We start from the raw sequence: 21,781 nt of genomic DNA, 5'->3' as shown, positions 1-21,781 counted from the left end.
GCTCAACCCCCTACCCTCCTCACCTATGCAAACCTTGAACACGCTGGATTCGGCTCCACAAACCAAAGCAGAAATGCCCTTTTTATCTGTAGACAACGTTTCCAAAATTTACCCGACTCCCAGCGGCCCCTACACCGTTTTGGATGGAGTCAATCTGGCTGTTAACGAGGGCGAGTTTGTCTGCGTCATCGGCCACTCTGGCTGTGGCAAAACCACCTTGCTCAACATGATTTCTGGCTTCAACACGCCCACCACGGGACAAGTCACCCTTCAGGGACAACGAATTACCAGCCCCGGCCCCGATCGCATGGTGGTTTTTCAAAACTACGCCCTTTTGCCCTGGAAGACGGCTTTTGAGAATGTGTTTTTGGCTGTCGATTCGGTTTATTCCGACAAGTCCAGAAAAGACAAATTAGAGATCACCCGCGAACATCTGGCTATGGTGGGACTAGATGAAGCGATGCACAAAAAGCCCGGTCAACTCTCAGGCGGCATGAAACAACGGGTTTCGATCGCCCGCGCCCTGGCCATCTGTCCCCAGGTGCTGATTCTTGACGAGCCGTTTGGCGCACTTGATGCCATCACCAAAGAAGAACTGCAAGAAGAACTGCTGCAAATCTGGAGTAAAAACCGCGTCACCGTTTTGATGATCACCCACGACATCGACGAAGCACTATTTTTGTCCGATCGCATTGTGATGATGACCAACGGGCCTGCTGCCAAAATTGGCGAAATTATGACCATCCCGTTTGACCGTCCCCGCGATCGCGCCCAAATCATGGAAGACCCGCACTACTACACCCTCCGCAACGAGGCGCTTGACTTCCTGTTTAGCCGATATGCCCACGACGACGATGCCTAGTGGGTCTTTGGTTTGATTGAAAGGCCAAAGTTTTAGACGCTTCCTTCTAGCTTCTCTTTACCCTACGCTCCGGCTATGTTGACTCTCAATTCCGCTGCCTCCGATCAACCCGCTCTGAGGTTTTTAGAACAGTATCCCGCAGTTTCTCGATCGCTATTTGCAGAAATCGGCCCCAACCCCAAACAAGTTGCCACGATCATCGACCCCATTTTGGCAACTCGCGATCACGCCCAGGGCAGTCGTTATATTCAGGCAATCAGCACAGGTCGGACTGCTTTTCTGGCTACTAATTTGTCCCCTAATCGCGAGGTCTATCTCACCGAAGTTTCGACAAGCTGGCTGGTTGGTCGTAGTTCTTACTGTGCGATCGCCCTGGCCCAACCGTCAATTTCTCGCTGTCACTTTGCGATCGGCTATCATCCTGGTCGAGGCTTTTATCTGGTCGATTTGGGCAGCAGAAATGGCACCCTCGTCAACCGTCGTCGCCTCCCCATTCTGGACAAACACCCCATCCACCACGGCGACCTGATCGACATCAACGGCTTCACCATTCATTTCTTTGTCTCCAGCCTAGAAGGCGTTGCAATGGCGATCGAAGACACCCAATTCCCCCCAATCCCCGAAACCAACTAGTCCCTCTTCATCCCTCCTCGCAAAGCGGAACAAAGTTCTCCCTCCTCCATTCCCGTGTGCCTCCCTTGTCCGATTACGTTGACACGTTAAACACGCGACATCCAAAACTCATGGTACTCACCTCTGCCTCGCTGCCTGACGGACTAACTGAGCGCATCCTTTGTTACTACGTCAATGTGACCAATCGGCTTCAGATTGCTCAGATCAAGAACATCCCTGGCTTTCGGTTTGAGCGGTTGATTTTTCCAAAACAGCGATTATTGTTTGAAGCAATCCCAGAAGCAATGCTGGAGATTTACACTCAGACAACCACTCAGACAACCACCAACTCAACACCCACCGAACGAATTTCTTGCTTTCGGCTACAGGTTAATCGCAACGCAGCAGAGAACGGTCAGCAAAACATGACTTATCGCGCCGAGGAGACGAGTTTGACAGAGGAATGAATACAGCGCTGATTTAAAAGAATTTTTGAATAGAGCGATCGCATTACCATCACTGGGGATAGATCTCACAACGCACCCGTGAGATGATTGCAATCATATTAGCATCACAAATCGCATTGCTCAGAATGTATTTGTTTTTAAAGTGAAGTTCAGACATTTGACCATAGACGATACACTAAAAAGAATGTAAGCACGAAACGAATGGACTCAGTTTGTCTAACGTCCAGCGTCCAGTGTCTTTCGTCTATGTCAGATTCCTTGAAGCAATGCCCTATAATCAGAGCTTCTTAGAATTTTCACACTTAAAAACACCTGTTGAGCATTCCTATGACCCCTCCCGCGAAGACTCTTTGTCCTTATTGCGGTGTTGGCTGTGGGCTAGAAGTCTTGCCTCCTGCACAACCCGGCAAAGTGACCCATCGGGATAGTGAAGGGACTCCCATTTGGCAAGTGCGAGGCGATCGATCTCATCCCTCCAGCCAAGGGATGGTTTGCGTCAAGGGGGCGACCGTGAGTGAGCCGCTCCACAAAGATCGCTTGCTGTTTCCGATGGTGCGCGAGTCGTTGGATCAGCCATTTCGACGAGTCAGTTGGGATGAAGCGCTCGATCGCATCGTCAGCCGCATTCAAACCGTGCGTGACACTCAGGGCGTGGATGGGCTGTGTATGTATGGGTCTGGGCAGTTTCAGACCGAAGATTACTACGTTGCTCAAAAACTATTTAAGGGCTGTCTGGGCACCAATAACTTTGACGCTAATTCGCGGCTCTGCATGTCTTCTGCTGTGTCAGGCTACATTCGCACCCTGGGAGCCGACGGCCCGCCCTGCTGCTATGAAGATATCGATCTGACCGATTGTGCCTTTTTGATCGGGACAAATACAGCCGAATGTCACCCGATCGTGTTCAATCGCCTCAAAAAGCACCACAAAAAAAATTCTCACGTCAAGCTAATCGTCGTCGATCCGCGTCGCACCCAAACTGCCGAAGTCGCTGACCTGCATTTAGCCATCAAACCAGGCACCGACATCGATCTGTTGAACGGCATCGCTCATCTGCTGTTGAAGTGGAATCAGCTAGACCACGAGTTTATTGAGCAACACACCAACGGATTTGACCAGTTCTCAGATCTACTGCACACCTACACGCCAGAATGGGTCGCCGATCGCTGCGAAATCTCGGTCAAAGACTTAGAAACCGCCGCTCGGTATTGGGGCAACTCAAAGCAAGTCCTATCCATGTGGTCGATGGGAGTCAACCAATCTTCAGAAGGAACGGCAAAAGTCTGCTCGATCGTCAATCTACATCTGATGACAGGACAAATCGGCAAACCGGGAGCCGGCCCATTCTCACTCACTGGCCAACCCAACGCGATGGGCGGCCGAGAAGCTGGCGGATTATGTGGGCTGTTGCCAGGGTATCGATCAGTCGCCAACCCCCGACACCGCGCCGAAGTCGAACGGTTTTGGCACCTTCCTCCCGGCAGCATTGCTCCCACACCCGGCCGCACCGCTTGGGACATGATTACCGGACTCGAAACTGGAGAAGTCGGATTGTTGTGGGTGGCTGCGACCAATCCCGCCGTCAGTATGCCTGACCTAGAGCGAACGAAAGCGGCTTTGAAGCGATCGCCCTTCACGGTTTATCAGGACTGCTACTCGCCGACTGAGATGACGGAGTTTGCCCACGTCTTACTGCCTGCCGCCCAATGGAGCGAAGCCCCCGGCACGATGACCAATTCTGAACGGCGAGTCACCCTTTGCACCCAGTTTAGAACGCCGCCTGGAGAAGCCCGCCCCGATTGGGTAATTTTTGCCGAAGTTGGTCGTCGTCTGGGGTTTGGGACTACGTTTGCCTTTAATCACGCCGCCGAAGTCTATGCCGAATTTGCTCGACTCACTCAAGGCCGCCCCTGCGATCAGTCTGGGATGAGCCACGATCGCCTTGCTCAAGATGGCCCGCTCCAATGGCCCTGCCCCGCCCAAGTTTCAGACGGCCATCGATCGGATCGTCTCTACACCGATCACCAGTTTCACACACCCGATCGCCGCGCTCAATTTGTTCCCTATCATTCAAAAGGTCTGGCAGAACCTGCCGATCCCACCTATCCCTTTGTGTTAACGACGGGCAGATTGTATGGTCACTGGCACACCCAAAGCCGCACCGGACGAGTTGCCAAACTTCAGCAAATGCACCCTCACCCCTTTATTGAGATTCATCCTCGCGATGCCGAGAGATTGGCGGTAGAGGATGGAGAATTAGTCGAAGTGCGATCGCGCCGAGGATTTGCCCAGTTTCCAGTGCGAGTGACCAAAGCGATCGCTCCCGGAACTGTTTTTGTGCCGATGCATTGGGGCGCTTTGTGGGCAGACCATGCCGAAGCCAACGCTCTGACGCATCCCGCATCCTGTCCTGACTCAAGGCAACCAGAACTAAAAGCCTGCGCTGTACAGATTGTGCCTGTTCGACTGAGCTCCCCGATCGCCGAAAATGATGCTGCTGGTGTGCGGGGTAATTCTGCTGAAGCGATCGCGACCCCTCTCCCAGTTCGCAGCTAGTTTCGATCAATAGAGTTCTCCGAATGTTTTAAGCTAAAAAGCGTCATGTTGCGAAAGGTACGAATCGGTTGATACCTGTCCCCGTTGGCGAGTATCCTCACCTCATCTGTGCAGTGTTGGTCAGGTGTGATGCGACGACTTGGACGAATCTTGAAGCGTTTGATGAGTTTTGGAGAAGATGAAAAATTTCTCCATCTGGTAGAAGAGATTGAAAGTCTAATCTCAAAAGTGCTGTCGATCTTGATGGTGTTGGTGACGATCGTTGCCGTTTATGACTTAGGGATTTTCCTTTTTCAAGAATTAGCCAGCGAAATCTTTTCCCCGAATTCGGCTCGATTTAGTGAGATTTTATTTAAGATATTTGGGCTGTTTCTCAATGTCTTGATTGCGTTAGAAATTCTTGAAAATATTACGGCTTACCTCAAAAAGCATGTCATTCAAGTTGAGCTAGTGATTGTGACTTCTCTGATTGCAGTTGCGCGTAAAATTATCATTTTAGACTTGAGCAAAACGACAGGTGTAGACATCATTGGGTTGGGCGTTGCGATTCTCTCACTGTCGATCAGCTATTGGGTGATTCGGCGAGTTAATTCTAAACATCCTAACTAATGAATTTAATTAATGAACTTAATGAGTCCCCTCGCTGTGTTGTCGATCGCTTCTGCCTCAACCTCCCAATTCTGAGAACTTTGTGAGAAGTTTTGCCGCTCAAAATCCCTTAGTCATGAGAAATTTAGCTGGCTCTCTGAGATTCGCAACCGGGGGAAAAACTTGATCAAACAGACGGTGAAGTACAGCCACAAAATGTTTGTAAAAAGGATATAAAAATGGGTGATTTCTTTCAGTTTGAAGCTGATTTTGTAGACTCTCTGCGCTGCGTTCCGATGCAGGTTCGGTTAAAGCTAGATACTTGTGGAGTTAAGCTAAAACTGGCTCAGTGGAGTAAATTTAATTCCCACGATCGCCAACTTCTAGTAGATTCTCCCTGTAAAACCAGTGCTGAAATTGCTGAGTATCGATCGCGCCTTCACACTCTAATTTTGGAGCGAACAGGTGAAACTGCTACCAACCTGGCGATCGATCCCCATCCAGAGTGGCTTGCGCCCGATCTTCCTAAAAGTGTTCTGAGTCAAGCGCGATCGCTCAACCTTTCTCTCACTCCTGATCAATGGGCTTCTCTAACGCCACTCCAAAGATTCGCCTTGATCAAACTCAGCCGATCGAGCCACGAAAATCGTAACTTTCTCCCCGCGTTCAAAGAATTCCATTTAGTTGAGTGAGAAGTTTAGTTGAGTGAGAAGTTTAGTTGAGTGAGAAGCGAAGACAACCCTTCTTTGGCGATCCCCTGATTTAAGAAAACTTGGCAAACGTTCAATCAAGCGAGAGAATAGATCAATGTAACCCACAAGGCTGATCCAGTGAACAACGTCCGCACCGTATCCGATACCAAGCGTGCCTTCTACAACACTCACACTCGTCCGGTAAACTCCATCTACCGTCGAGTCGTCGAAGAGTTGATGGTCGAAATGCACCTGCTCTCCGTCAATGTGGACTTCCGCTACGACCCGCTCTACGCATTGGGTGTGGTTACGTCCTTCGATCGCTTTATGCAGGGCTACCGTCCCGAACAAGACAAAGAGCCGATCTTTAATGCCATCTGTCAGGCGTTGGGCTACGATCCCCAAAAGTTTCGCCAAGATTCTGAGCATTTGCTGTCTCTAGCGGCTAACCATTCCTGGGATCAGTTGCTGTCCACGTCGGCTGACGTTCCTGACACCTATTTGCGCGAAAACATTCAGGCGATCGCTCACAATCCCAAGTTCAAATATAGTCGGCTGTTTGCGATCGGCGTTCTTACGCTGGTTGGCACCGCTGATCCCGCTCTGCTCAAAGACGAAACCAGTCGGATTGCCGCCCTCAAACAGGTTTGCTCAACGCTAAATTTGCCCGAAGACAAGGTACAAAAAGACCTGGAGCTTTATCAGAGCAACCTGGAAAAAATGGCCCAGGCTCAACTGGTGATGGAAGACTTGATCAAAGCCGATCGCAAAAAGCGAGAAGAACGTGCCCAAGCAAAGATTGCCGCCAGCGAAGCCGCCTCTTCAGAAACGCCCAAGGACGAAGCCACCTCAAGCTCATAATCTTCAAGCTATTCGATCGTTTTGGGGTGGATTGTCCGCCCTTTTTTGTTGAGCCTTCTTGGAGTCTACGTCCATTTCGTGAAGTTTTTTCGCTTTGTTGCTCAGAGCCTCTGCCCCCCAAGCTGCCAATTCTGGGGGACTTTAAGACAAGCGATTCAAAATCGGGATCGAGAGGCTGCACGGATTAGAGTCCACAGGGATCAACAATGTCACTTTCGCATCCGGCAGGATTTACGATCGCGATCAGACTGCGGTTCTTGCCACGAGTAGGCGAAGTGACTGATCGACTTAATCTGCGGAGATCTTTGACGAATCGCTTCCATTTGGACTTCTAGCGGCGGACGGTTGCTCACAGACTGCTGCCAAATGCCTGCCAAAACAGGTTTTACCTGCGTTCCTGCGGGAGCCTGACTGAGAACTCGCTGAATCTGACTGACAATACAACCCGCGTTTCCGCAGACCCCATAGGACATGGGATGCCACTCTAGAGAGGCAGGAAAGCGATCCCACGGCTGCAATCGAGAGTCAAAGCCTCGTCCCCCAGCCGTCTGATTGCCCTCCGGAAAGAAAACGGCTCCTGCGGGAAGTCCGGCCTTTTGCACAGGTGCATTCGCCACGTTGAGAAAATCGACGACTCCCTGCATTGCGTGGGCCACACTAAACCGCCAAAGCTCGATCGACAACAAGGCGTGACGCTGACCGAGAGAAGCCTGATTTTCGTTGGGAGCCGGAGTGCGCCCCTGCCACAGTGGAGGATCGATTTCACCCGGAAAGAGTTGATCGACAGCGGCCACATCACCTGGCGAAATGCTGCCTCGCGTCAGATAGCGCTTGATTAACTCTCGCCCCTTATTATTCAAAGCCCGTTGCAAAATGGCTTGCTGAGAAGAGTCGCCGTAAATCCACAAATCTTGAACTCTACTGGCAACCGACGCACTTCCCCGACCGCGTGGATAGCGAATGTAGTCAAATAGCACGCCATCAGGACGGCGTTGAGCGATCGCCTGCACCATTTGATAATAATCCTGCTTGGCTTGCAGACTGTAGGGGTCGATAAACGCCTCATTGGGGTTAAACAGTCCCAGATCAGTGCTGAGTCCAGCGATCGTATTGGCGTTGAGACTGGTCAATCCGTTACCATTTTTGGCGATCGTGCTCTGCTTATCAGGTCGCACCGCGTAGGGATAGCCAAAATTCATGCTAAACAGCCACGAGTAAACTTTTAACCCGCGTTCGCGTCCCTTACGAATCGCGTCTGCTAGCAAATCGACTTTTTCTGCGCCTGACGTTCTCACCACCGAACCCCAACTCGTGGGATTGTCTGCCGCCGGGAGGAGCACCTGACCGTTGTAAAATGACTCGACATAAATCTCGTTGTAGCCGCGATCGACAATCCGATCTAGCACTTCTTCGAGCACACCGGGCTGAATATCACAAGGGTAAAGGCGAATCCAGAGGGCCTGGTTTTTGAGCCAGTTTTGAGTGCGACATTTGCGAAGCTGCTCGGCTTGATCCGCCAGGAGAGATTTGTACCGCTTTTGAGCGCCTTTGTCACCTTTGAGCGCAGCACGGCGGGCGGTTTCTTTTTTGGCGATGCCCTCGGCTGTCTGCTGACAATAAGGCAAATACCCAGCCTGAGCAGGACTTGCCCACCGACCCTGAGCGACCAAACCTGTGGCAACGATCGCACTCATCAGGCACGAAGTCAAACGGCGTTGCCCCTTTTTTGTTAAGGGTTGCAAAAATCGCATAGATGGCTAAAACCTCCTCACAGGTTTCGGATCAGGACACGTTGTTGAACTCAAGCACCCTTCAGAGAAGTCGATCGCAAATCCGGCAAATCCCCTACATCGAAGGTGCCCATTTACAAAAGATTTCCGTCCTTTACCCTATCAGATCATGCCAAAAGAGTCGCGTTTAATTTGACGTGAATTCGATAGAGTTTTTTCGCTTCGGTATTTAACGCCTCTGCCCCCCAACCCCCCAAATCTGGGGGACTTTCGGACAGGATTTCTTGCTCAAAGTCCCCCAAACTTGGGGGATTTAGGGGGCTGCCTGGAGTGATCGCCACAGCGAGGGATTTCATCGAATTCACGTTAATTTGAGGTAGAAGAATGACCCACCAGCGCTTTGCTAATCTCAACGGAATTTGAACCAGATCCCGACTTTTTAGCTTCTTTTTTTGAGAAATTTTTGGCGGCGATCGTGTCCGGTTTAGCCTGCTTTTCTGCAAGTCGGTGGGCGGAGAGTGCCTGAGCGATCGCGTCTAATCTGCGCCCTTGATCGTGGGTAATGCTGGCTTCGGTGTTGCCCAAACCAGGCGCATCCCACTGATTGGTTCTGGGGTTGATAAACGAGTAAACTCTCGCCTGCAAAACCGCATCTGAGCCTGTGAAGCCGCGATCGTAGGCTTGTTTGAGCCGATCCACGTAGCCGCCGTTGTCCAAGGCCGCTAGAGGAGCCTGATTGGCCAAATCGATGCCGTTGAGTTCTGCTTCGAGAGAGAGCATTAGTCGATTGGTGCCCGCCTTTTGACGAATTAAGTCAGCCTGAGACTGCAACCGACGCAACTGTTGGTAATCGGCCGCTTCGGGTGAGTTGGCTCCATGCTGATAAGAAAAACTGCCTTGATTCCAGCGGCCATTGCCAGGATCGACGTGGCCGTAATAGGCGCGAGTTCGACCGCCGTCTGGGGTGCGGGTTCCTTCTGCACTACCAACCGCCTTGGCCACGAGCGAATCGGAACCACCCTCAAACAGATCGGTGGCAGCGATCGCCTCCAAATCAGCTTCTTTGGGGCGGGCAGCGGCGATCGTGGCAGGCTGACTTTTTTCTGGACGAGACCCAGCAGGCAAGGCAAAATCGAGTATCCCCGACGAGGACTGTTCTCGACTTGGCTCCATCACTTCTCTACGGGCCGTCGCTTGAGAAAAATCCAAGGTTCCACCCGCTTTGGCGATTTTGGCAGCAGGCATGACTACTGCGATCGCACTCAGCGCAACCAAAAGAATATGCTTCATGGCGTTCTCTATTCTGTCTCAGATCTAAAGTCCAACGTCTAATGTCCAACGTCTAATGTTCAAGTAATGTCCAAGTTCTCAGGTCAAAGCCCCCTGCTCACCGGGCCTCCAGCGTCCGTTTTAAAATGTCTTTAGCAGGTTCGACGATCGCCCATTTGCCATCGGGCTGTTTTCTCAAAGCCGCAAATTGCAGAATGTCGCCATTGCCGATCGCCTCCCCCTGACGCAGCAACCCCAGTTTGGGCGAGCTGATTCCACAGAGGCGAAACAAATAAGCAGGAACGTTGGGCGTTGAGAAAATCACGCAGCCTCGCTTATCGATTTGCGCTCTGCCATCGAATGGGGCGTATACGCGATTGTGGTTGAGGTCGATCGAGATATCCCCCAATCCGCCCGTAACTTTATAGGTAGCGATCGTGTCTCCAGGTTGCAGTTCCCATTTTTGGTAGAGGGTTACGTCGATCGGCGGCTCATTCGATTGTGGGGCACCACATCCTCCCAACAGCGTGAGAACTGGACTGAGCAGCAACGCCGCCCTAACGCACCAAAAACCGATATCCCGCATACTGATCCCCTTCATAAAGCACGACAAGCTGAGTCTGTGGGTCAAACGCCAGTGGGTAAGCTTCTCGGTCTGCGGTGGCTCCCGCCCTGATTTGCAAGCTCGACAACTTACAGTAAGGCTCTTTGGCAATCTCACGAATTTTGCTTCGACTTTCGCCTTCGGGCACCGTTAACAGCCTGGCCAACTGTTGTCTCGACAGCTTTGCTTGAGATTGCACCGTCTCTTGACAAGCCTCAACTAATTTTTTGCTTCCAAAAGAAGGCAAGCTGCCCAAGTCAAAAAACAGTCCTATTGCCAGCAGTGCGGCTCCTCCGGCTAGAAGCTGTTTGAGGTTAAATCTGCGACTCTGACGGGGCATTATAGCTTTCCTCCAATAAATAAACCAAGCGTGACGAGCAGCAGACGGTAAAGCAAGACAGGACTCGATCGCGGTACAAAAAAGGCTAAATAAGCCGCCACGATCGCCGGGACAAACATCAGCGCCCCGATCGGCATTGCCAAAACGGGAATGATTTCCACCAAAAAGCTCAGTCCAATCCGCAACCCGGCGGCTGCCAGCGTCCAGAGCAGCGCATCCAAAAGACGCGCGATCGGTGGTTTGGGCAATCCCAGTGAGGGCGCAAAACGGTTTAGAGAATGGCGCAGCGATCGACGGCGACGAGAAGGCGGGGCAGGGTTTTTCAAGCTTTTGAGGGTTGCTCGCGTGGCGGCGGCCATTGGCTTTTGAGGAACTGTCCGGGGAAACTCCTGGCGGGTTGCTCGCAATCGATCTGAGGAAGCGCCTGGGCTGACAGATGGAAGAGATTCGACAGGCGGCGGGGTGGTCTGCTCTAGGGAAGCTTGGTCTGGGGAAGCGGTCGATCGGGCAGGTCGAGCCGGAGACTGCATGAATGAAGGCATAGACGGCCCAGAAGGTTTGCGCGGCTGAGGGGTTTCTGGAACAGGGGATAAGGCGCTTTGCTGGGCAATTGTCCGCAGTGCCTCCATCTCAGTTTGAATCTCGACCGACTGCTGGTTAATCTGGTTTGCTTGACTTTTAAGTTGAGTCAACTCGTGCTCTAATTGCTGAAAGCGCACTGCAATACCAAAGGGCGTTCGCTCTGAAGATTCGGGAGCCTCCCAGGTGAGTTTGACTTGAGTCGAGGTGATCTGTTTGGCTTTTGGGGTGGTCGATCGCTTGGCCTTACCTGCGGTTTGTTTTGCGGGGGGTTTGCGTCCTCGTTTGGCGGGCGTTTCTTCGGCAGAGGGGTCGATTTCTGAATTGAGGGCTGATTGAAGTTCGATCGTTTCATGCTGCTCGATACAATCCTCCACAGTCCGAGGAGTCGATTTCTTCAAACCAGGCTGCGTCTGTGTCGTCCGATTGGACTGGCTTTCGGTTTTCAGTTCTCTCATCATCGTCTCCTGGGGGCTGGCGGACTTCACTGTTAGCGTAGTACAATGATACTATTTATAGTATTAATGTACTAAGGCGATTCAGTCAAGGGGACAGCCAGAGAGTTTTGAGCCAAAAGGTTGAAAATAAGCCGTTAAATCAGGTGAGTAGCGTTTTGCAGAAGCCATCAAGTTGAGGACAAAAACCGCGCGCTGGTGAACAAAGTGTTAAAGTATGTCCGCACATGTCAAAAAGACGATCGTTCATTCCGGCAGACCATCCTTTAGGATAGGGATAGTAGGATAGGGTGCGAGACTCCTTGAGAACTTGACCCCGCCCAAAACCGCATAGTAAAAGATTATTTTCACCTTGTACGCTCGACCCGATCTTAGGATTGGGAATGCGATTGTCTTCTCTCCATGCCATTGACAATCCTGGTTGCTGATGACGACACAGGCACCCGTTTATCGATTAGCGATTACCTCGAATCCTCTGGCTACTCAGTCGTGTCTGCTGAGAATGGCAAAGAAGCATTTGGAATGGTTGAGGTTTACCAGCCTCATTTGATTGTGACCGATATTACGATGCCTCAAATGGATGGCTATGAACTGATCCGCCAAGTTCGTCGTCGCCCATCACTGCGCCTATTGCCCGTTGTTTTTTTGACGGGTAGAACGGATACAAAAGAGCGCGTTTTGGGCTACCAGCTTGGCTGTGATGCCTATCTTGCAAAACCGTTTGAGTTGACGGAGTTGGGTGCAGTCGTGCGAAACTTGATGGAGCGATCGCAGATGATCGAGTCAGAATGGCGATCGCGCGTTCAGGCCGTTCAACCGGAAGTGTCTCCAAAAATTCTCACGCAGTCCCCGCTGATGGGCACCGGAATGACCGATCGCGAGCGAGACGTTTTACACCTCTTGAGTGGTGGGCTGTCGAATGTGCAAATTGGCGACAAGCTACATCTGAGTCCCCGCACGGTTGAGAAACACGTTAGCAGCCTACTCAGAAAAACAGACACCAGCAATCGAGCCGAGCTAGTACGGTTTGCAATGGATCATCATCTGGTGGACTAGCCGTTGAGACTGCAAATTAATCCCTCCCTAGGTGGGTGACCTTCACCGAGTGCTTAGGCTTTGTCCGGGAAGGTTTGAACCGCTTTGATCAGGAGCGATGAAATTAGCGATCGACCGATCCCATAATGATGTCAATGCTACCGAGAATCACGACAATATCGGCTACCTTCATGCCTTTCAGCAGATGAGGCAAAATTTGCAGATTGTTAAAATCGGCGGCTCGAATTTTCCAGCGCCAAGGAAATGGGCTATCATCTCCCAGCAAGTAAATTCCCAGTTCTCCCTTACCGCTTTCTACTCGCACGTAGTGTTCACCTTGGGGAATTTTGAAGGTGGGTGCAATTTTCTTGCCGATGTATTGATAATCAAAGTCCTGCCAGTGTGATTTAGGGCCCGCCTCCAAGCGCTTGGCTTCCAGATTTTCGTGAGAACCCCCCGGAATCTGAGCGATCGCTTGTCGAAGAATCTTTAACGACTCTCGCATCTCCCGAATTCGTACCTGATAGCGGGCCAAACAATCGCCCGACGTTTCCCACGGCACCTGCCAATCAAAGTCGTCGTAGCATTCGTAATGGTCTACTTTTCGCAAGTCCCATTGAACACCAGAAGCTCGCAACATCGGGCCTGAAAGCCCCCAATTGATCGCGGTCTCGCGAGCGATCGTGCCAATGCCTTCCACACGCCGCCGAAAAATCGGATTGTCAGTAATCAATCGCTCATATTCATCGACCTTGGGCATAAAATAGTTGCAAAAGTCTTCGCATTTATTGAGCCAGCCATCAGGCAAATCTGCCGCTACCCCTCCAATGCGAAAGTAATTGTTATTGACCATGCGGTAGCCTGTGGCCGCTTCCCAAAGATCGTAGATCAGTTCTCGTTCTCGAAAGATATAGAAGAGCGGAGTTCCGGCACCCATGTCGAGCATGAAGGGGCCCAGCCAAAGGAGGTGACTGGCAATGCGATTGAGTTCTAGCATGATGACGCGAATGTAGCTGGCCCGTTTGGGTACGGCAATATTGGCTAGTTTTTCAGGGGCATTGACGGCCACGGCTTCGTTAAACATCCCGGCTGCATAGTCCCAACGGCTCACATAGGGAACGTACATCAGATTGGTACGGTTTTCGGCAATCTTTTCCATGCCTCGATGCAGGTAGCCAATCACAGGCTCACAGTCAATGACGTTTTCGCCATCTAAGGTCACGATGAGATGAAAACACCCGTGCATGGAGGGGTGGTGCGGCCCCATATTGAGCAGCATCGGTTCGGTTTTAGTTTCGATCAGTGGCATGAGCAGACGACCTCCAAACGCTTTAAAGTTGAGTCTTTTATTAGCGAGTGTAGAAAGTCTGTGATTCAAGGTCTTGTAGATTCGTCCGATTTTTTGCAGATTCGTCCGGTTTCTGATCGGGTACTGTCAAAAGTGATGCGATAAAAAGTGATGAAATGGCGCGGAGGCAATCAGCAGATGTCAGAAGCGACTTCCTTAACGATCGATTTTGCTCAAGAAAAAGAAGCAGGATATGAGCGGGTGTTTGCTCAATTGCCGCTGCTAACTAGCTTGGCAGACAAGTGGCAGGGGGTAGATTGCGCCTACGATTATCTGATGCCCGGAGCCACACCTGAAGTGTCCTCAAAACAGCATTGTGTGGCCATCTTTACAGAACTCTCATCGCCCGCCTCGGTAGAGCGAACGTTAGGTGGATGCTTTCGTCAGGAACAAGTCATGCAGGGCGATATGCTGATTGTCCCGGCGACTGTGAGTGCGCGATCGCAATGGAACATCTCTGGCGGAGTTATTTTTCTAAGTTTTGAGCCGAGCATCTTTGCCCAAGCAATGCACGAATCATTTGACCCAGACCGAGTAGAACTGGTGCCCCATTTTGCCACGCCTGATCCTTTAGTTCACCAAATTGGATTAGTGTTCAAAGCGATTCTAGAAAATCCTCATGCGGGGAGTCGCCTCTACGCCGAAACGATGGCGAACGCCTTAATAGTGCATTTACTTCAGCGCTACGCAACCCAGCAACCCGTTTTGAGCAGCAATCTCGGAAAGTTGTCTAACACTCGATTGCGGCAAGTGGTCGATTACATTCATGACCATCTCGATCGAGATCTGAGTCTCGTAGAGTTGGCGACGGTTTCGCGACTGAGCAGCCATTATTTCTCTGAGCAATTTAAGCAATCTACCGGGTTTACACCGCATCAGTATGTGATTCAGTGCCGGGTAAAACGCGCCAAGGAATTACTGCTACAAGGAGAACTGACGATCGCAGAGATTGCCAGAACTGTAGGATTTGTAGATCAAAGCCATCTCAATCGTCACTTTAAAAGGGTACTGGGAGTGACTCCTAAATCAGTTTTGAGAAATTAATACCCTGGTTGACTGACAAAACTCCTGAAACCCTCGATTCTTCGTAGGTTGGTGTTGAGCGACGCGAAACCCAACAGCAGCCTTTCTACCGTTGCTAACGTTGGGTCGAACCTGGTGAAACCCAACCTACCTGAAAAGATTTGTCAGTCAATCAGATTAACGTGAATTCGATAGAGTTTTTTCGCTTCGGTATTTAACGCTTCTGCCCCCCACCCCCTTACAGATGTAGGTTTGTGGTGAAGGTGCGAGCAGTGACCCCAACGATTCGATAATGAGAAGAAGAGCAGTATGGAGGCAGTAGAGATGCTACAAGACCCTTCGCTCAAAGCTTGGAACCGGATTGTCAGCGAACGATTTGGCAACCTCAGCCTATCGCACGTGACGGGATTAAGGGTGTGGAGTTTTGGGATCGCATTGACCCAATCGAGTAGCCTCAGTCGCGTTGCCGAAACCATGGCTGGATTAAACGGGGAGCGACCGGACACGGTGCGCCAACGCCTCCAGGAATGGTATCAAGATGCGGCAGCAAAAAGCGGCAAGCATCGCTGGGATTGGCAGGTCGAACCTTGCTTTGCGCCGCTGTTGACTTGGGTGCTGTCGCTGTTGCCGCACCGTTGTCGAGAACTCTTTCTGGCCATGGATGTGACGACGCAGAAAGACCGATTGAGTGTCCTGTCGGTTTCGGTGCAGTATCGCGGTAGCGCGATTCCGGTGGCATGGAAAATTAATTGTGCCTGGGAATCAACCGGATCGCTGGCAACCCTACTGGGAGCCGTTGTTCGCTCAACTGGCTGGCGGGGTTCCACCGGACTGGCGGGTGGTGGTTTGTGCTGACCGAGGCTTGTATGCCGACTGGCTGTTTGCCGCGACCAGGGCAGTCGGGTGGCATCCGTTCTTGCGGATCAATCAACACCCGAATCAGACAATCCAAGTTCTCCCCAATGGCGACTGGCAATTGCTCAAAGACTGGATTCGGCTCGGTCAAGCTTGGAGCGGTGCAGTGCGGTGCTTTCGCACCAATCCGCTCGATTGTCCCCTGGTCGCACGCTGGGACGAAGGCGATACTGACCCGTGGTTCGTGGTCACTGACCTGCCGACTGACCAAGCCGAGGGCTTGTGGTACAGCTACCGCCTGTGGATTGAAGATGGCTATCGCGATTTCAAAAGTGATGGCTGGCATGGGCAGTCCTCACGCATCACCGACCCAAAACGCGCAGAGCGGATGGGGTTAGCCATGTCGGTCGCCACCCTATGGATGCTCACACTCGGAACCAAAGTAGAACTGCAACAACAAGCCTTACACCCCTTCCTTGGAGACTGACGTTAGAATAGTCTTCTACGGGTGAGAAGTTGAGGGAGCATTCCCGTATGGGTGATGGCAGCGAAGGGTTTTATCGAGTCGCGCTGATTTGGGATAGAGAAAACTGCTCGATCGCTTCAGGCAGCCGATGAGAGAGACTGTCCGGCGACTTCTCGGTAGTAGCTTTGGAGTTGCCGAGTTGCCGATGACCAGTTCCAGCGTTCTGCTTCGCGTCGAGCATTGCGGCGGAGGGTTTCTCGTGCTTCTTGCTCAAAGATGAGTCGCTGAGTGGCAACGATCGCCCCCTGGTCATCATTTGGATTGAACAAATAGCCATTTACGCCGTCTTCGACGATATCGGGAATGCCGCCCGATCGAGCCGCTACAACAGGACACCCGGCCGCCATCGCTTCGAGTAGGACTAATCCCAGGGTTTCGGTGCGCGACGGAAAGACAAAGGCATCGGCAGAAGCAAAGGCAGCAGCGAGTTCTTGGCCTGCCAGGTAGCCGACAAAGTGTGTCGGAGTCCCTTCAAAATATTTTTCTAACGCTTGCTGATTGGGGCCGCCGCCCACGAGCGCGAGACGAGCATTGGGAATTGATTCTAGAACAGGCTTGATGCGATCGATTTCTTTTTCGGCAGATAGGCGACCGACATAGAGCAACAATGGCGCTTCGGGGTGGCCTTGACTGAGCCGATTTCGCATGTCTGCACTGGCTAGATGAGGCTGAAAAGTTTCGGTATCCACGCCGCGCTGCCACAGATCGACTCGCTCAATTCCATGCTCTGTCAAGGCTTGCATCATGGCTGTGGAGGTACAGAGATTGAGTTGTGCCTGATTGTGTCCCGCTTTGAGCAGTTCCCACAGTAGCCCTTCGAGTGCGCCCAGTCCGTAGTGCTGAAGGTATTCGGGCAGGTGGGTGTGGTAGGAGGCGATCAGGGGAATGTTTAGCGTTTTGCTGTAGTAGAGTCCGGCGAGTCCCAATACGGCGGGATTGACGACGTGAATAATGTCAGGCCGAAACTGGGTGAGGGCTTCGCCGATCGCTGGACGAGGAAGCGCCAGTTTTAACTCAGGATAAAGCGGCAATGGAAAACCGGACACTCCAAAGATTTTGGCTCCTTTGTGTTCGGTCAAGCCGCCTTCTGGGGCAAAAATTAGAACTTGATCGCCCAGACGTTGTAAATGATCGACAGTGTGACGCAGCCGAGTGACGATGCCATCGACTTTGGGCAAAAACGTTTCGGTAAACAGGGCAACTCGCATAAAAGAAGAGATGACATAAAACGGTTATTGCTGCCTGGGGAGGGTGCATCCATGTATGCCAATTGCCACGATCACCCCTCCTAACAAAACGCCTACTCCTTCTGCAAAACAGTTGAGGCGGTGTCTCATTTCTGCGGACTGCGCGATTGAAAGTTCTCGAACCCCCGCCCCCGTCGCCGCGAGTTTTTCGTAGTTTCGATAGCTTTTATCTAAGGCCGCCCACTCTGGAAACAGATAAAACGCACTGAGTGCCATCGCTCCTAGCCCAGGTAAGACGATCGTCAGCAGCAAGACCGAAACTCGAAGGTTCATAGGTTAGCGCTTCCAGGTTACTTTGGGGAGGATTTGATCTTCATCAATGCGGGTTTTGTATTTGACGGCAAAGTTTAACAGTGAATCTAACAGCGAGTCAGACAGGTAGTGGGGCTGAAGTCCCAGGTTGAGCAGGTTGGTGTTTTTGGCGTTGAAGTAGTGTTCTTCTTTTTCGATGCGGGGATTTTCGTAGTTTTTGACTTCGACGTTGAGACCGATCGCCGTCCCTGCTTTTGCCACCATTGTGGCTAGATCGCCGATGCTAAACAGTTCGGTAAATTGGTTGAAGACGCGGAATTCGCCGGGATTGGCGGGGGTGGCGATCGCCAGTTCTACACAGCGCACGGTATCGCGAATATCCAAAAATCCTCGCGTTTGTCCGCCTTTGCCATAGACGGTGAGGGGGTGCCCGACTGCTGCCTGGATGCAGAATCGGTTTAATGCGGTGCCAAACACGCCATCGTAATCGAGACGATTGATCAACAACTCATCCATGCCCGTCTCTTCGGTGAGAACGCCATAGACCACGCCCTGATTGAGATCTGTTGCGCGCAGTCCCCACATTTTGCAGGCGAAATGGATGTTGTGGGAGTCATGCACTTTGCTGAGGTGGTACATGCTGCCGGGCTGTTTGGGGTAGGGCAGGGTGTCTTTGCGGCCGTTGTGTTCGATCGTGATGTAGCCTTCCTCGATATCGATATTTGGCGTACCGTATTCGCCCATCGTGCCCAGTTTGACGAGGTGACAGTCGGGGAAGCTTTCTTTGATGATGTAGAGCAGGTTGAGCGTGCCGACGACGTTGTTAACCTGAGTCAAAACGGCGTGTTCTCGATCGATCATGGAGAAGGGAGCCGATCGCTGTTCGCCAAAGTGAATGATCGAGTCTGGTTCAAATTGATGCAGTGCTTTGCTGAGAAATTCGTAGTTGGTGATGTCGCCGATGAATAGCTGAATCGCTTTGCCTGTAATGTCGTGCCAGCGTTTGAGGCGTTGTTGAATGGGCGCGATCGGGGTGAGTGTTTCGATACACAACTCCATATCCCAGTGTCGCCTGACCAGACTGTCTAAAATCGCGACTTCATGCCCTCGGTTGGACAAGTAAAGCGCGGTCGCCCAACCGCAATATCCATCACCACCAATAACTAGGACTTTCATCTTGCTACATCTTGTTCGCGAATACTTTGCCAAATCTATCAGGTTTGGGGACTTTGTGGATTAAGAGTTTTGGATTTGTTGATAAGGCTCTTGGGATTGGCGGTTTGCTTTTCACTTCTGGCTTTTAGCTTTTGAGTTTGGGGTCGATCGACGGTGAGGAACAACTACCAAAAGGCATAATCTGACGTTAACCCAGTCTTTAGAATCGTGTGGCTGGCTAACCTGACGTGAATTCGATGAAATTCCTCGCTGTAGCGATCACTCCAGGCAGCCCCCTAAATCCCCTACGAGTGAGGGACTTTGAGCAAGAAATCCTGTCCGAAAGTCCCCCAGATTTGGGGGGTTGGGGGGCAGAAGCGTTAAATAATGAAGCGAAAAAACTCTATCGAATTCACGTTAACCTGGTGGGCGATCGGGCGAATGAATTCGCGGCTAATAGAACAAAACCTGCCGTCGCAGGTTAAAGAGGTTTTTTAGGGTGTGATTTTTGGCAAACCGCTTGAGTGGGTGGCTAACTCTTTACTTCGTTGGCGAAGCTGGCCCAGCGGACAAAGTGAAACGGGCCGGCCGCAGAACCCCAGACCATTTCATCGGTGGCGGGATCTCGACCGCGATCGAGACTCATAAATTTCTGATTGTCGATTTCAAATTCGCTATCGAGGTAGGTGAGTTGTCCTTTGCGGGTTACCATGCAGGCTTTTCCTGGCTCGACTTGTCCTTTGAAGCTGGTGCCTGTCCACTCTACGTGCATGTTGCAGCCGGGTAGTTTTTCTAAGCGATCGAGCTTGAGATCTTGCAGGCGTTGGGTATCACGAGAAGCGCCGTAGAGAGTCTTTTCATCGTGAACAATATAGTTTTCGATCTCGATGCGTCCGTTGTTTTCGAGCAGTTTTAACACCCGCACTCGATAGGGGTCGTTGAGCATGTAATCGTAGGCTTGCTCAATGTAAAAACTTACACCTGTAAGCAGGTTGATCGGCAACGGACGCATACAAACTCGAATGTGAGCATAGAAAGGTGGATTTTCAAAGGCTTGTTCTTGATTGCTAAAGTCGGCGGCCATCAAACGGGCTAGGGCTTGAATATCGGTGGAATGAGTCATGAAAGTTAACTAAAATTGCGGTCTACTTTGAAGAACATTTTAGGGGCTTGGGGAGGTGCCTGGAAACAATGTCTCTGAGTCTCTGGCGTGTGACCTATCAGTTGATGAGGCTCGATTGTTCCTTGGTACGGGAGAAACTGTCGTTAGAAATACTCGATCGTTCCTTGATGCAGGAGAAGTTGTCGTTAGAGATGGTCGATCGTTCCTTGATGCAGGAGAAGTTGTCGTTAGGAATACTCGATCGTTCCTTGGTACGGGAGAAATTGTACTTGAAAATATAGGCTGGTTAGTTCGATCAATTTGCAGACGCAAACCTGCCGATTTATCAAACTAAAGGGCGCATCTCTCACACTTTTCCTTTGAGGCGGAGTAGGAGAAATTGGGTAACTTGGTTGAGAGAATTAAAATTGTCATCGCTGACGAGAATTAGACTTTGGGAGCCGTCTGATAACCGAGGGCCGATCGCCATTCCTTCTAGATTATCGATCGGAATGTCGAGTTGATTGAAATCTAGTAAAAGCCGCTTGCGAATGGGCTGAGTGCCTTTGAGGGTGCCTTTGAGACTGGCGATTGTCGAAATGTCAGTCGCGCTGCCTGTGGCGATTTGAAACAGCTTGACCTGGAAGCCTTGGAGTCCAAACGATCGCTCTAAACTGAGAAAATGACCTGCCTGGTCGATTGCCAACAGTTCACTCAATCCCTGGTCAAAGGCTCCGACGGGTTTTGGTTCTAATGGGTAAAGGTGTTGAGAGATTAGCGTAAAGCGATCGTCTTCGACTAGATAATGCAGCAGGCGATTTTTGGCTCCCTGGTTGGCGTTGGCGGGTTCTAAATCCTGGATGAGCGAAGACTCGGTGGCAGTGAATAGGCGATAGGGTTCCATTGCTCCCATGCTGGCGGCTCCGGCGTTGAGTGTGAGTGGCTCAAATCCTGCGTTGTCTTGAATGCCGCGTTTTTGCAGTAATTGATTGGAATCGTCTGGTAAAAATGCCTCTGGAATAGGGAGTTTGCGCTTTAGCTGTCCGGTTTTGAGATCAAATTCGCCAATGAAGGGTGCAACGCCATCGCGAACTACCCCTTCACTGGAGATAAAGAGTGAGTCGATCGGTGAGAGGGCAATTCCTTCTGCGTCGATCGTGCCTTTCTCAAAGGGCTGTCCTGTTTCTGTTTTGAGCGTTGTCACAGCTTTGATGCTGACAGTCTCAATTTTTGATTTGTCTGGATTTAACGCCAGCGCCATTGTATAAAATCGGGCGGGTGTGCGGTCGCTGCGATCGTCTGACACCGCATAGAAAAGATTTTGGGGACGATCGTAAGTGAGGGCGGACAATCCCCCCACAGGCGTGTCTTGAAACGTTGTTTTGGGCAGCGTATAAGCCTCTAAAAACTCGACGGAAATGGGTAAAAACAGCCGATCTTCTGCACTCACCTGGGGCAAACTGCAAGCGGTCAGCAGAGTTGATAAAAGAACGATCGCCCACAGCCCCGATCGCTTGAGAAGTGCGGAACAAAAAGGAGTCATAAATTTCTTAAACACCAGACCTAAAACCCAACTATAGAAGATCTGCATCGCTGCGGAGTCTTCCCGTCACCTTTGACCAA

At 51.3% G+C, this 21,781-nt stretch carries 25 protein-coding genes; 12 read left to right on the top strand and 13 right to left on the bottom strand.

Translation table 11 applies throughout. The features are described 5' to 3' along the window. Positions 1-25: 25 nt before the first annotated feature. From ACKFKH_RS23370 to psb29, 7 genes are all read left to right on the top strand, one after another. A complete protein-coding gene (locus ACKFKH_RS23370; protein ID WP_446860764.1) occupies positions 26-862 on the top strand; it encodes a nitrate ABC transporter ATP-binding protein in 837 nt (278 codons plus the stop codon). A gap of 75 nt (positions 863-937) precedes the next feature. Then, complete coding sequence (locus ACKFKH_RS23365; protein WP_446860763.1) at positions 938-1,495, top strand: FHA domain-containing protein; 558 nt, start codon at positions 938-940, stop codon at positions 1,493-1,495. 110 nt (positions 1,496-1,605) lie between these two features. Beyond that, complete coding sequence (locus tag ACKFKH_RS23360; RefSeq protein WP_446860762.1) at positions 1,606-1,941, top strand: DUF1830 domain-containing protein; 336 nt, start codon at positions 1,606-1,608, stop codon at positions 1,939-1,941. Between the two features lie 327 nt (positions 1,942-2,268). Then, a complete protein-coding gene (locus tag ACKFKH_RS23355) occupies positions 2,269-4,497 on the top strand; it encodes a molybdopterin oxidoreductase family protein (RefSeq protein WP_446860761.1) in 2,229 nt (742 codons plus the stop codon). Positions 4,498-4,605: 108 nt separating this feature from the next. After that, complete coding sequence (locus ACKFKH_RS23350) at positions 4,606-5,106, top strand: phosphate-starvation-inducible PsiE family protein (protein WP_446860760.1); 501 nt, start codon at positions 4,606-4,608, stop codon at positions 5,104-5,106. Between the two features lie 218 nt (positions 5,107-5,324). After that, positions 5,325-5,777 (top strand): nitrate reductase associated protein, encoded by a 453-nt coding sequence (locus tag ACKFKH_RS23345; RefSeq protein WP_446860759.1) that lies wholly within the window; start codon positions 5,325-5,327, stop codon positions 5,775-5,777. A gap of 138 nt (positions 5,778-5,915) precedes the next feature. Next, complete coding sequence (gene psb29, locus ACKFKH_RS23340; protein ID WP_446860758.1) at positions 5,916-6,638, top strand: photosystem II biogenesis protein Psp29; 723 nt, start codon at positions 5,916-5,918, stop codon at positions 6,636-6,638. A gap of 209 nt (positions 6,639-6,847) precedes the next feature. Here the strand turns inward: psb29 and ACKFKH_RS23335 are convergent, their stop codons facing one another. From ACKFKH_RS23335 to ACKFKH_RS23305, 7 genes are all read right to left on the bottom strand, one after another. Further along, the gene (locus ACKFKH_RS23335) at positions 6,848-8,332 is read right to left on the bottom strand and encodes a hypothetical protein (protein ID WP_446860757.1); all 1,485 of its coding nucleotides are present in this window, start codon (positions 8,330-8,332) and stop codon (positions 6,848-6,850) included. Positions 8,333-8,535: 203 nt separating this feature from the next. Next, positions 8,536-8,724 carry a hypothetical protein gene (locus ACKFKH_RS23330; protein WP_446860756.1) on the bottom strand — a complete coding sequence of 63 codons (189 nt, stop codon included), beginning with the start codon at positions 8,722-8,724 and terminating at the stop codon, positions 8,536-8,538. A gap of 10 nt (positions 8,725-8,734) precedes the next feature. After that, a complete protein-coding gene (locus ACKFKH_RS23325) occupies positions 8,735-9,658 on the bottom strand; it encodes a hypothetical protein (RefSeq protein WP_446860755.1) in 924 nt (307 codons plus the stop codon). Positions 9,659-9,755: 97 nt separating this feature from the next. Beyond that, complete coding sequence (locus tag ACKFKH_RS23320; RefSeq protein WP_446860754.1) at positions 9,756-10,223, bottom strand: hypothetical protein; 468 nt, start codon at positions 10,221-10,223, stop codon at positions 9,756-9,758. Then, positions 10,195-10,581 (bottom strand): hypothetical protein, encoded by a 387-nt coding sequence (locus ACKFKH_RS23315; RefSeq protein WP_446860753.1) that lies wholly within the window; start codon positions 10,579-10,581, stop codon positions 10,195-10,197. Before ACKFKH_RS23315 ends, ACKFKH_RS23320 begins: the two co-directional genes overlap by 29 nt. Then, positions 10,581-11,618, bottom strand: coding sequence for a hypothetical protein (locus tag ACKFKH_RS23310; RefSeq protein ID WP_446860752.1), 1,038 nt, complete (start codon positions 11,616-11,618; stop codon positions 10,581-10,583). Before ACKFKH_RS23310 ends, ACKFKH_RS23315 begins: the two co-directional genes overlap by 1 nt. A 139-nt stretch (positions 11,619-11,757) precedes the next feature. Beyond that, a complete protein-coding gene (locus ACKFKH_RS23305) occupies positions 11,758-12,024 on the bottom strand; it encodes a hypothetical protein (protein WP_446860751.1) in 267 nt (88 codons plus the stop codon). Between ACKFKH_RS23305 and ACKFKH_RS23300 the strand changes: the two genes are divergently transcribed. Next, positions 12,018-12,671 carry a response regulator transcription factor gene (locus ACKFKH_RS23300; RefSeq protein ID WP_446860750.1) on the top strand — a complete coding sequence of 218 codons (654 nt, stop codon included), beginning with the start codon at positions 12,018-12,020 and terminating at the stop codon, positions 12,669-12,671. The genes ACKFKH_RS23305 and ACKFKH_RS23300 overlap by 7 nt on opposite strands. 103 nt (positions 12,672-12,774) lie before the next feature. Here the strand turns inward: ACKFKH_RS23300 and ACKFKH_RS23295 are convergent, their stop codons facing one another. Continuing rightward, positions 12,775-13,959, bottom strand: coding sequence for an NAD(P)H-quinone oxidoreductase subunit H (locus tag ACKFKH_RS23295; RefSeq protein ID WP_446860749.1), 1,185 nt, complete (start codon positions 13,957-13,959; stop codon positions 12,775-12,777). A gap of 150 nt (positions 13,960-14,109) precedes the next feature. Between ACKFKH_RS23295 and ACKFKH_RS23290 the strand changes: the two genes are divergently transcribed. From ACKFKH_RS23290 to ACKFKH_RS23280, 3 genes are all read left to right on the top strand, one after another. Further along, positions 14,110-15,042, top strand: coding sequence for a helix-turn-helix domain-containing protein (locus tag ACKFKH_RS23290; RefSeq protein WP_446860748.1), 933 nt, complete (start codon positions 14,110-14,112; stop codon positions 15,040-15,042). Between the two features lie 303 nt (positions 15,043-15,345). Continuing rightward, a complete protein-coding gene (locus tag ACKFKH_RS23285; RefSeq protein WP_446860747.1) occupies positions 15,346-15,876 on the top strand; it encodes a hypothetical protein in 531 nt (176 codons plus the stop codon). After that, positions 15,773-16,363 carry a hypothetical protein gene (locus ACKFKH_RS23280; protein WP_446860746.1) on the top strand — a complete coding sequence of 197 codons (591 nt, stop codon included), beginning with the start codon at positions 15,773-15,775 and terminating at the stop codon, positions 16,361-16,363. The genes ACKFKH_RS23285 and ACKFKH_RS23280 overlap by 104 nt, the downstream gene beginning before the upstream one ends. 116 nt (positions 16,364-16,479) lie before the next feature. Here the strand turns inward: ACKFKH_RS23280 and ACKFKH_RS23275 are convergent, their stop codons facing one another. The 3 genes from ACKFKH_RS23275 to ACKFKH_RS23265 are packed head-to-tail and all read right to left on the bottom strand — an operon-like array spanning position 16,480 to position 19,077. After that, positions 16,480-17,610 (bottom strand): glycosyltransferase family 4 protein, encoded by a 1,131-nt coding sequence (locus ACKFKH_RS23275; protein ID WP_446860745.1) that lies wholly within the window; start codon positions 17,608-17,610, stop codon positions 16,480-16,482. Between the two features lie 24 nt (positions 17,611-17,634). After that, positions 17,635-17,922, bottom strand: a complete 288-nt coding sequence (locus ACKFKH_RS23270; RefSeq protein WP_446860744.1) for a hypothetical protein — start codon at positions 17,920-17,922, stop codon at positions 17,635-17,637. 3 nt (positions 17,923-17,925) lie between these two features. Further along, on the bottom strand, positions 17,926-19,077 hold the full coding sequence (locus ACKFKH_RS23265; RefSeq protein ID WP_446860743.1) for an NAD-dependent epimerase/dehydratase family protein: 1,152 nt from the start codon (positions 19,075-19,077) through the stop codon (positions 17,926-17,928). Between the two features lie 236 nt (positions 19,078-19,313). On the opposite strand from ACKFKH_RS23265, the gene ACKFKH_RS23260 reads away from it, so the two are divergent. Continuing rightward, a complete protein-coding gene (locus ACKFKH_RS23260; protein WP_446860742.1) occupies positions 19,314-19,541 on the top strand; it encodes a hypothetical protein in 228 nt (75 codons plus the stop codon). Positions 19,542-19,588: 47 nt separating this feature from the next. Here the strand turns inward: ACKFKH_RS23260 and ACKFKH_RS23255 are convergent, their stop codons facing one another. Next, entirely contained in the window at positions 19,589-20,179 is a 591-nt protein-coding gene (locus ACKFKH_RS23255) for a CpcT/CpeT family chromophore lyase (RefSeq protein WP_446860741.1), read from the bottom strand. Between the two features lie 346 nt (positions 20,180-20,525). After that, complete coding sequence (locus ACKFKH_RS23250; protein WP_446860740.1) at positions 20,526-21,749, bottom strand: esterase-like activity of phytase family protein; 1,224 nt, start codon at positions 21,747-21,749, stop codon at positions 20,526-20,528. Between the last annotated feature and the right edge of the window lie 32 nt (positions 21,750-21,781).

The organism is Phormidesmis sp. 146-20 (assembly GCF_052939475.1).
The sequence above is the reverse complement of the archived record's forward strand: the minus strand, read 5'-3'. Positions and strand labels throughout refer to the sequence as shown.

Bases quoted from the DNA above. Each gene is read 5' to 3' on its own strand.
- ACKFKH_RS23370 (WP_446860764.1), top strand. From the start codon at position 26: ATGCAAACCTTGAACACGCTGGATTCGGCTCCACAAACCAAAGCAGAA.
- ACKFKH_RS23365 (WP_446860763.1), top strand. From the start codon at position 938: ATGTTGACTCTCAATTCCGCTGCCTCCGATCAACCCGCTCTGAGGTTT.
- ACKFKH_RS23360 (WP_446860762.1), top strand. From the start codon at position 1,606: ATGGTACTCACCTCTGCCTCGCTGCCTGACGGACTAACTGAGCGCATC.
- ACKFKH_RS23355 (WP_446860761.1), top strand. From the start codon at position 2,269: ATGACCCCTCCCGCGAAGACTCTTTGTCCTTATTGCGGTGTTGGCTGT.
- ACKFKH_RS23345 (WP_446860759.1), top strand. From the start codon at position 5,325: ATGGGTGATTTCTTTCAGTTTGAAGCTGATTTTGTAGACTCTCTGCGC.
- ACKFKH_RS23335 (WP_446860757.1), bottom strand. From the start codon at position 8,332: ATGAGTGCGATCGTTGCCACAGGTTTGGTCGCTCAGGGTCGGTGGGCA.
- ACKFKH_RS23330 (WP_446860756.1), bottom strand. From the start codon at position 8,724: ATGAAATCCCTCGCTGTGGCGATCACTCCAGGCAGCCCCCTAAATCCC.
- ACKFKH_RS23325 (WP_446860755.1), bottom strand. From the start codon at position 9,658: ATGAAGCATATTCTTTTGGTTGCGCTGAGTGCGATCGCAGTAGTCATG.
- ACKFKH_RS23320 (WP_446860754.1), bottom strand. From the start codon at position 10,223: ATGCGGGATATCGGTTTTTGGTGCGTTAGGGCGGCGTTGCTGCTCAGT.
- ACKFKH_RS23315 (WP_446860753.1), bottom strand. From the start codon at position 10,581: ATGCCCCGTCAGAGTCGCAGATTTAACCTCAAACAGCTTCTAGCCGGA.
- ACKFKH_RS23310 (WP_446860752.1), bottom strand. From the start codon at position 11,618: ATGAGAGAACTGAAAACCGAAAGCCAGTCCAATCGGACGACACAGACG.
- ACKFKH_RS23300 (WP_446860750.1), top strand. From the start codon at position 12,018: ATGCCATTGACAATCCTGGTTGCTGATGACGACACAGGCACCCGTTTA.
- ACKFKH_RS23305 (WP_446860751.1), bottom strand. From the start codon at position 12,024: ATGGCATGGAGAGAAGACAATCGCATTCCCAATCCTAAGATCGGGTCG.
- ACKFKH_RS23295 (WP_446860749.1), bottom strand. From the start codon at position 13,959: ATGCCACTGATCGAAACTAAAACCGAACCGATGCTGCTCAATATGGGG.
- ACKFKH_RS23290 (WP_446860748.1), top strand. From the start codon at position 14,110: ATGAAATGGCGCGGAGGCAATCAGCAGATGTCAGAAGCGACTTCCTTA.
- ACKFKH_RS23285 (WP_446860747.1), top strand. From the start codon at position 15,346: ATGCTACAAGACCCTTCGCTCAAAGCTTGGAACCGGATTGTCAGCGAA.
- ACKFKH_RS23275 (WP_446860745.1), bottom strand. From the start codon at position 17,610: ATGCGAGTTGCCCTGTTTACCGAAACGTTTTTGCCCAAAGTCGATGGC.
- ACKFKH_RS23270 (WP_446860744.1), bottom strand. From the start codon at position 17,922: ATGAACCTTCGAGTTTCGGTCTTGCTGCTGACGATCGTCTTACCTGGG.
- ACKFKH_RS23265 (WP_446860743.1), bottom strand. From the start codon at position 19,077: ATGAAAGTCCTAGTTATTGGTGGTGATGGATATTGCGGTTGGGCGACC.
- ACKFKH_RS23260 (WP_446860742.1), top strand. From the start codon at position 19,314: ATGAAATTCCTCGCTGTAGCGATCACTCCAGGCAGCCCCCTAAATCCC.
- ACKFKH_RS23255 (WP_446860741.1), bottom strand. From the start codon at position 20,179: ATGACTCATTCCACCGATATTCAAGCCCTAGCCCGTTTGATGGCCGCC.
- ACKFKH_RS23250 (WP_446860740.1), bottom strand. From the start codon at position 21,749: ATGCAGATCTTCTATAGTTGGGTTTTAGGTCTGGTGTTTAAGAAATTT.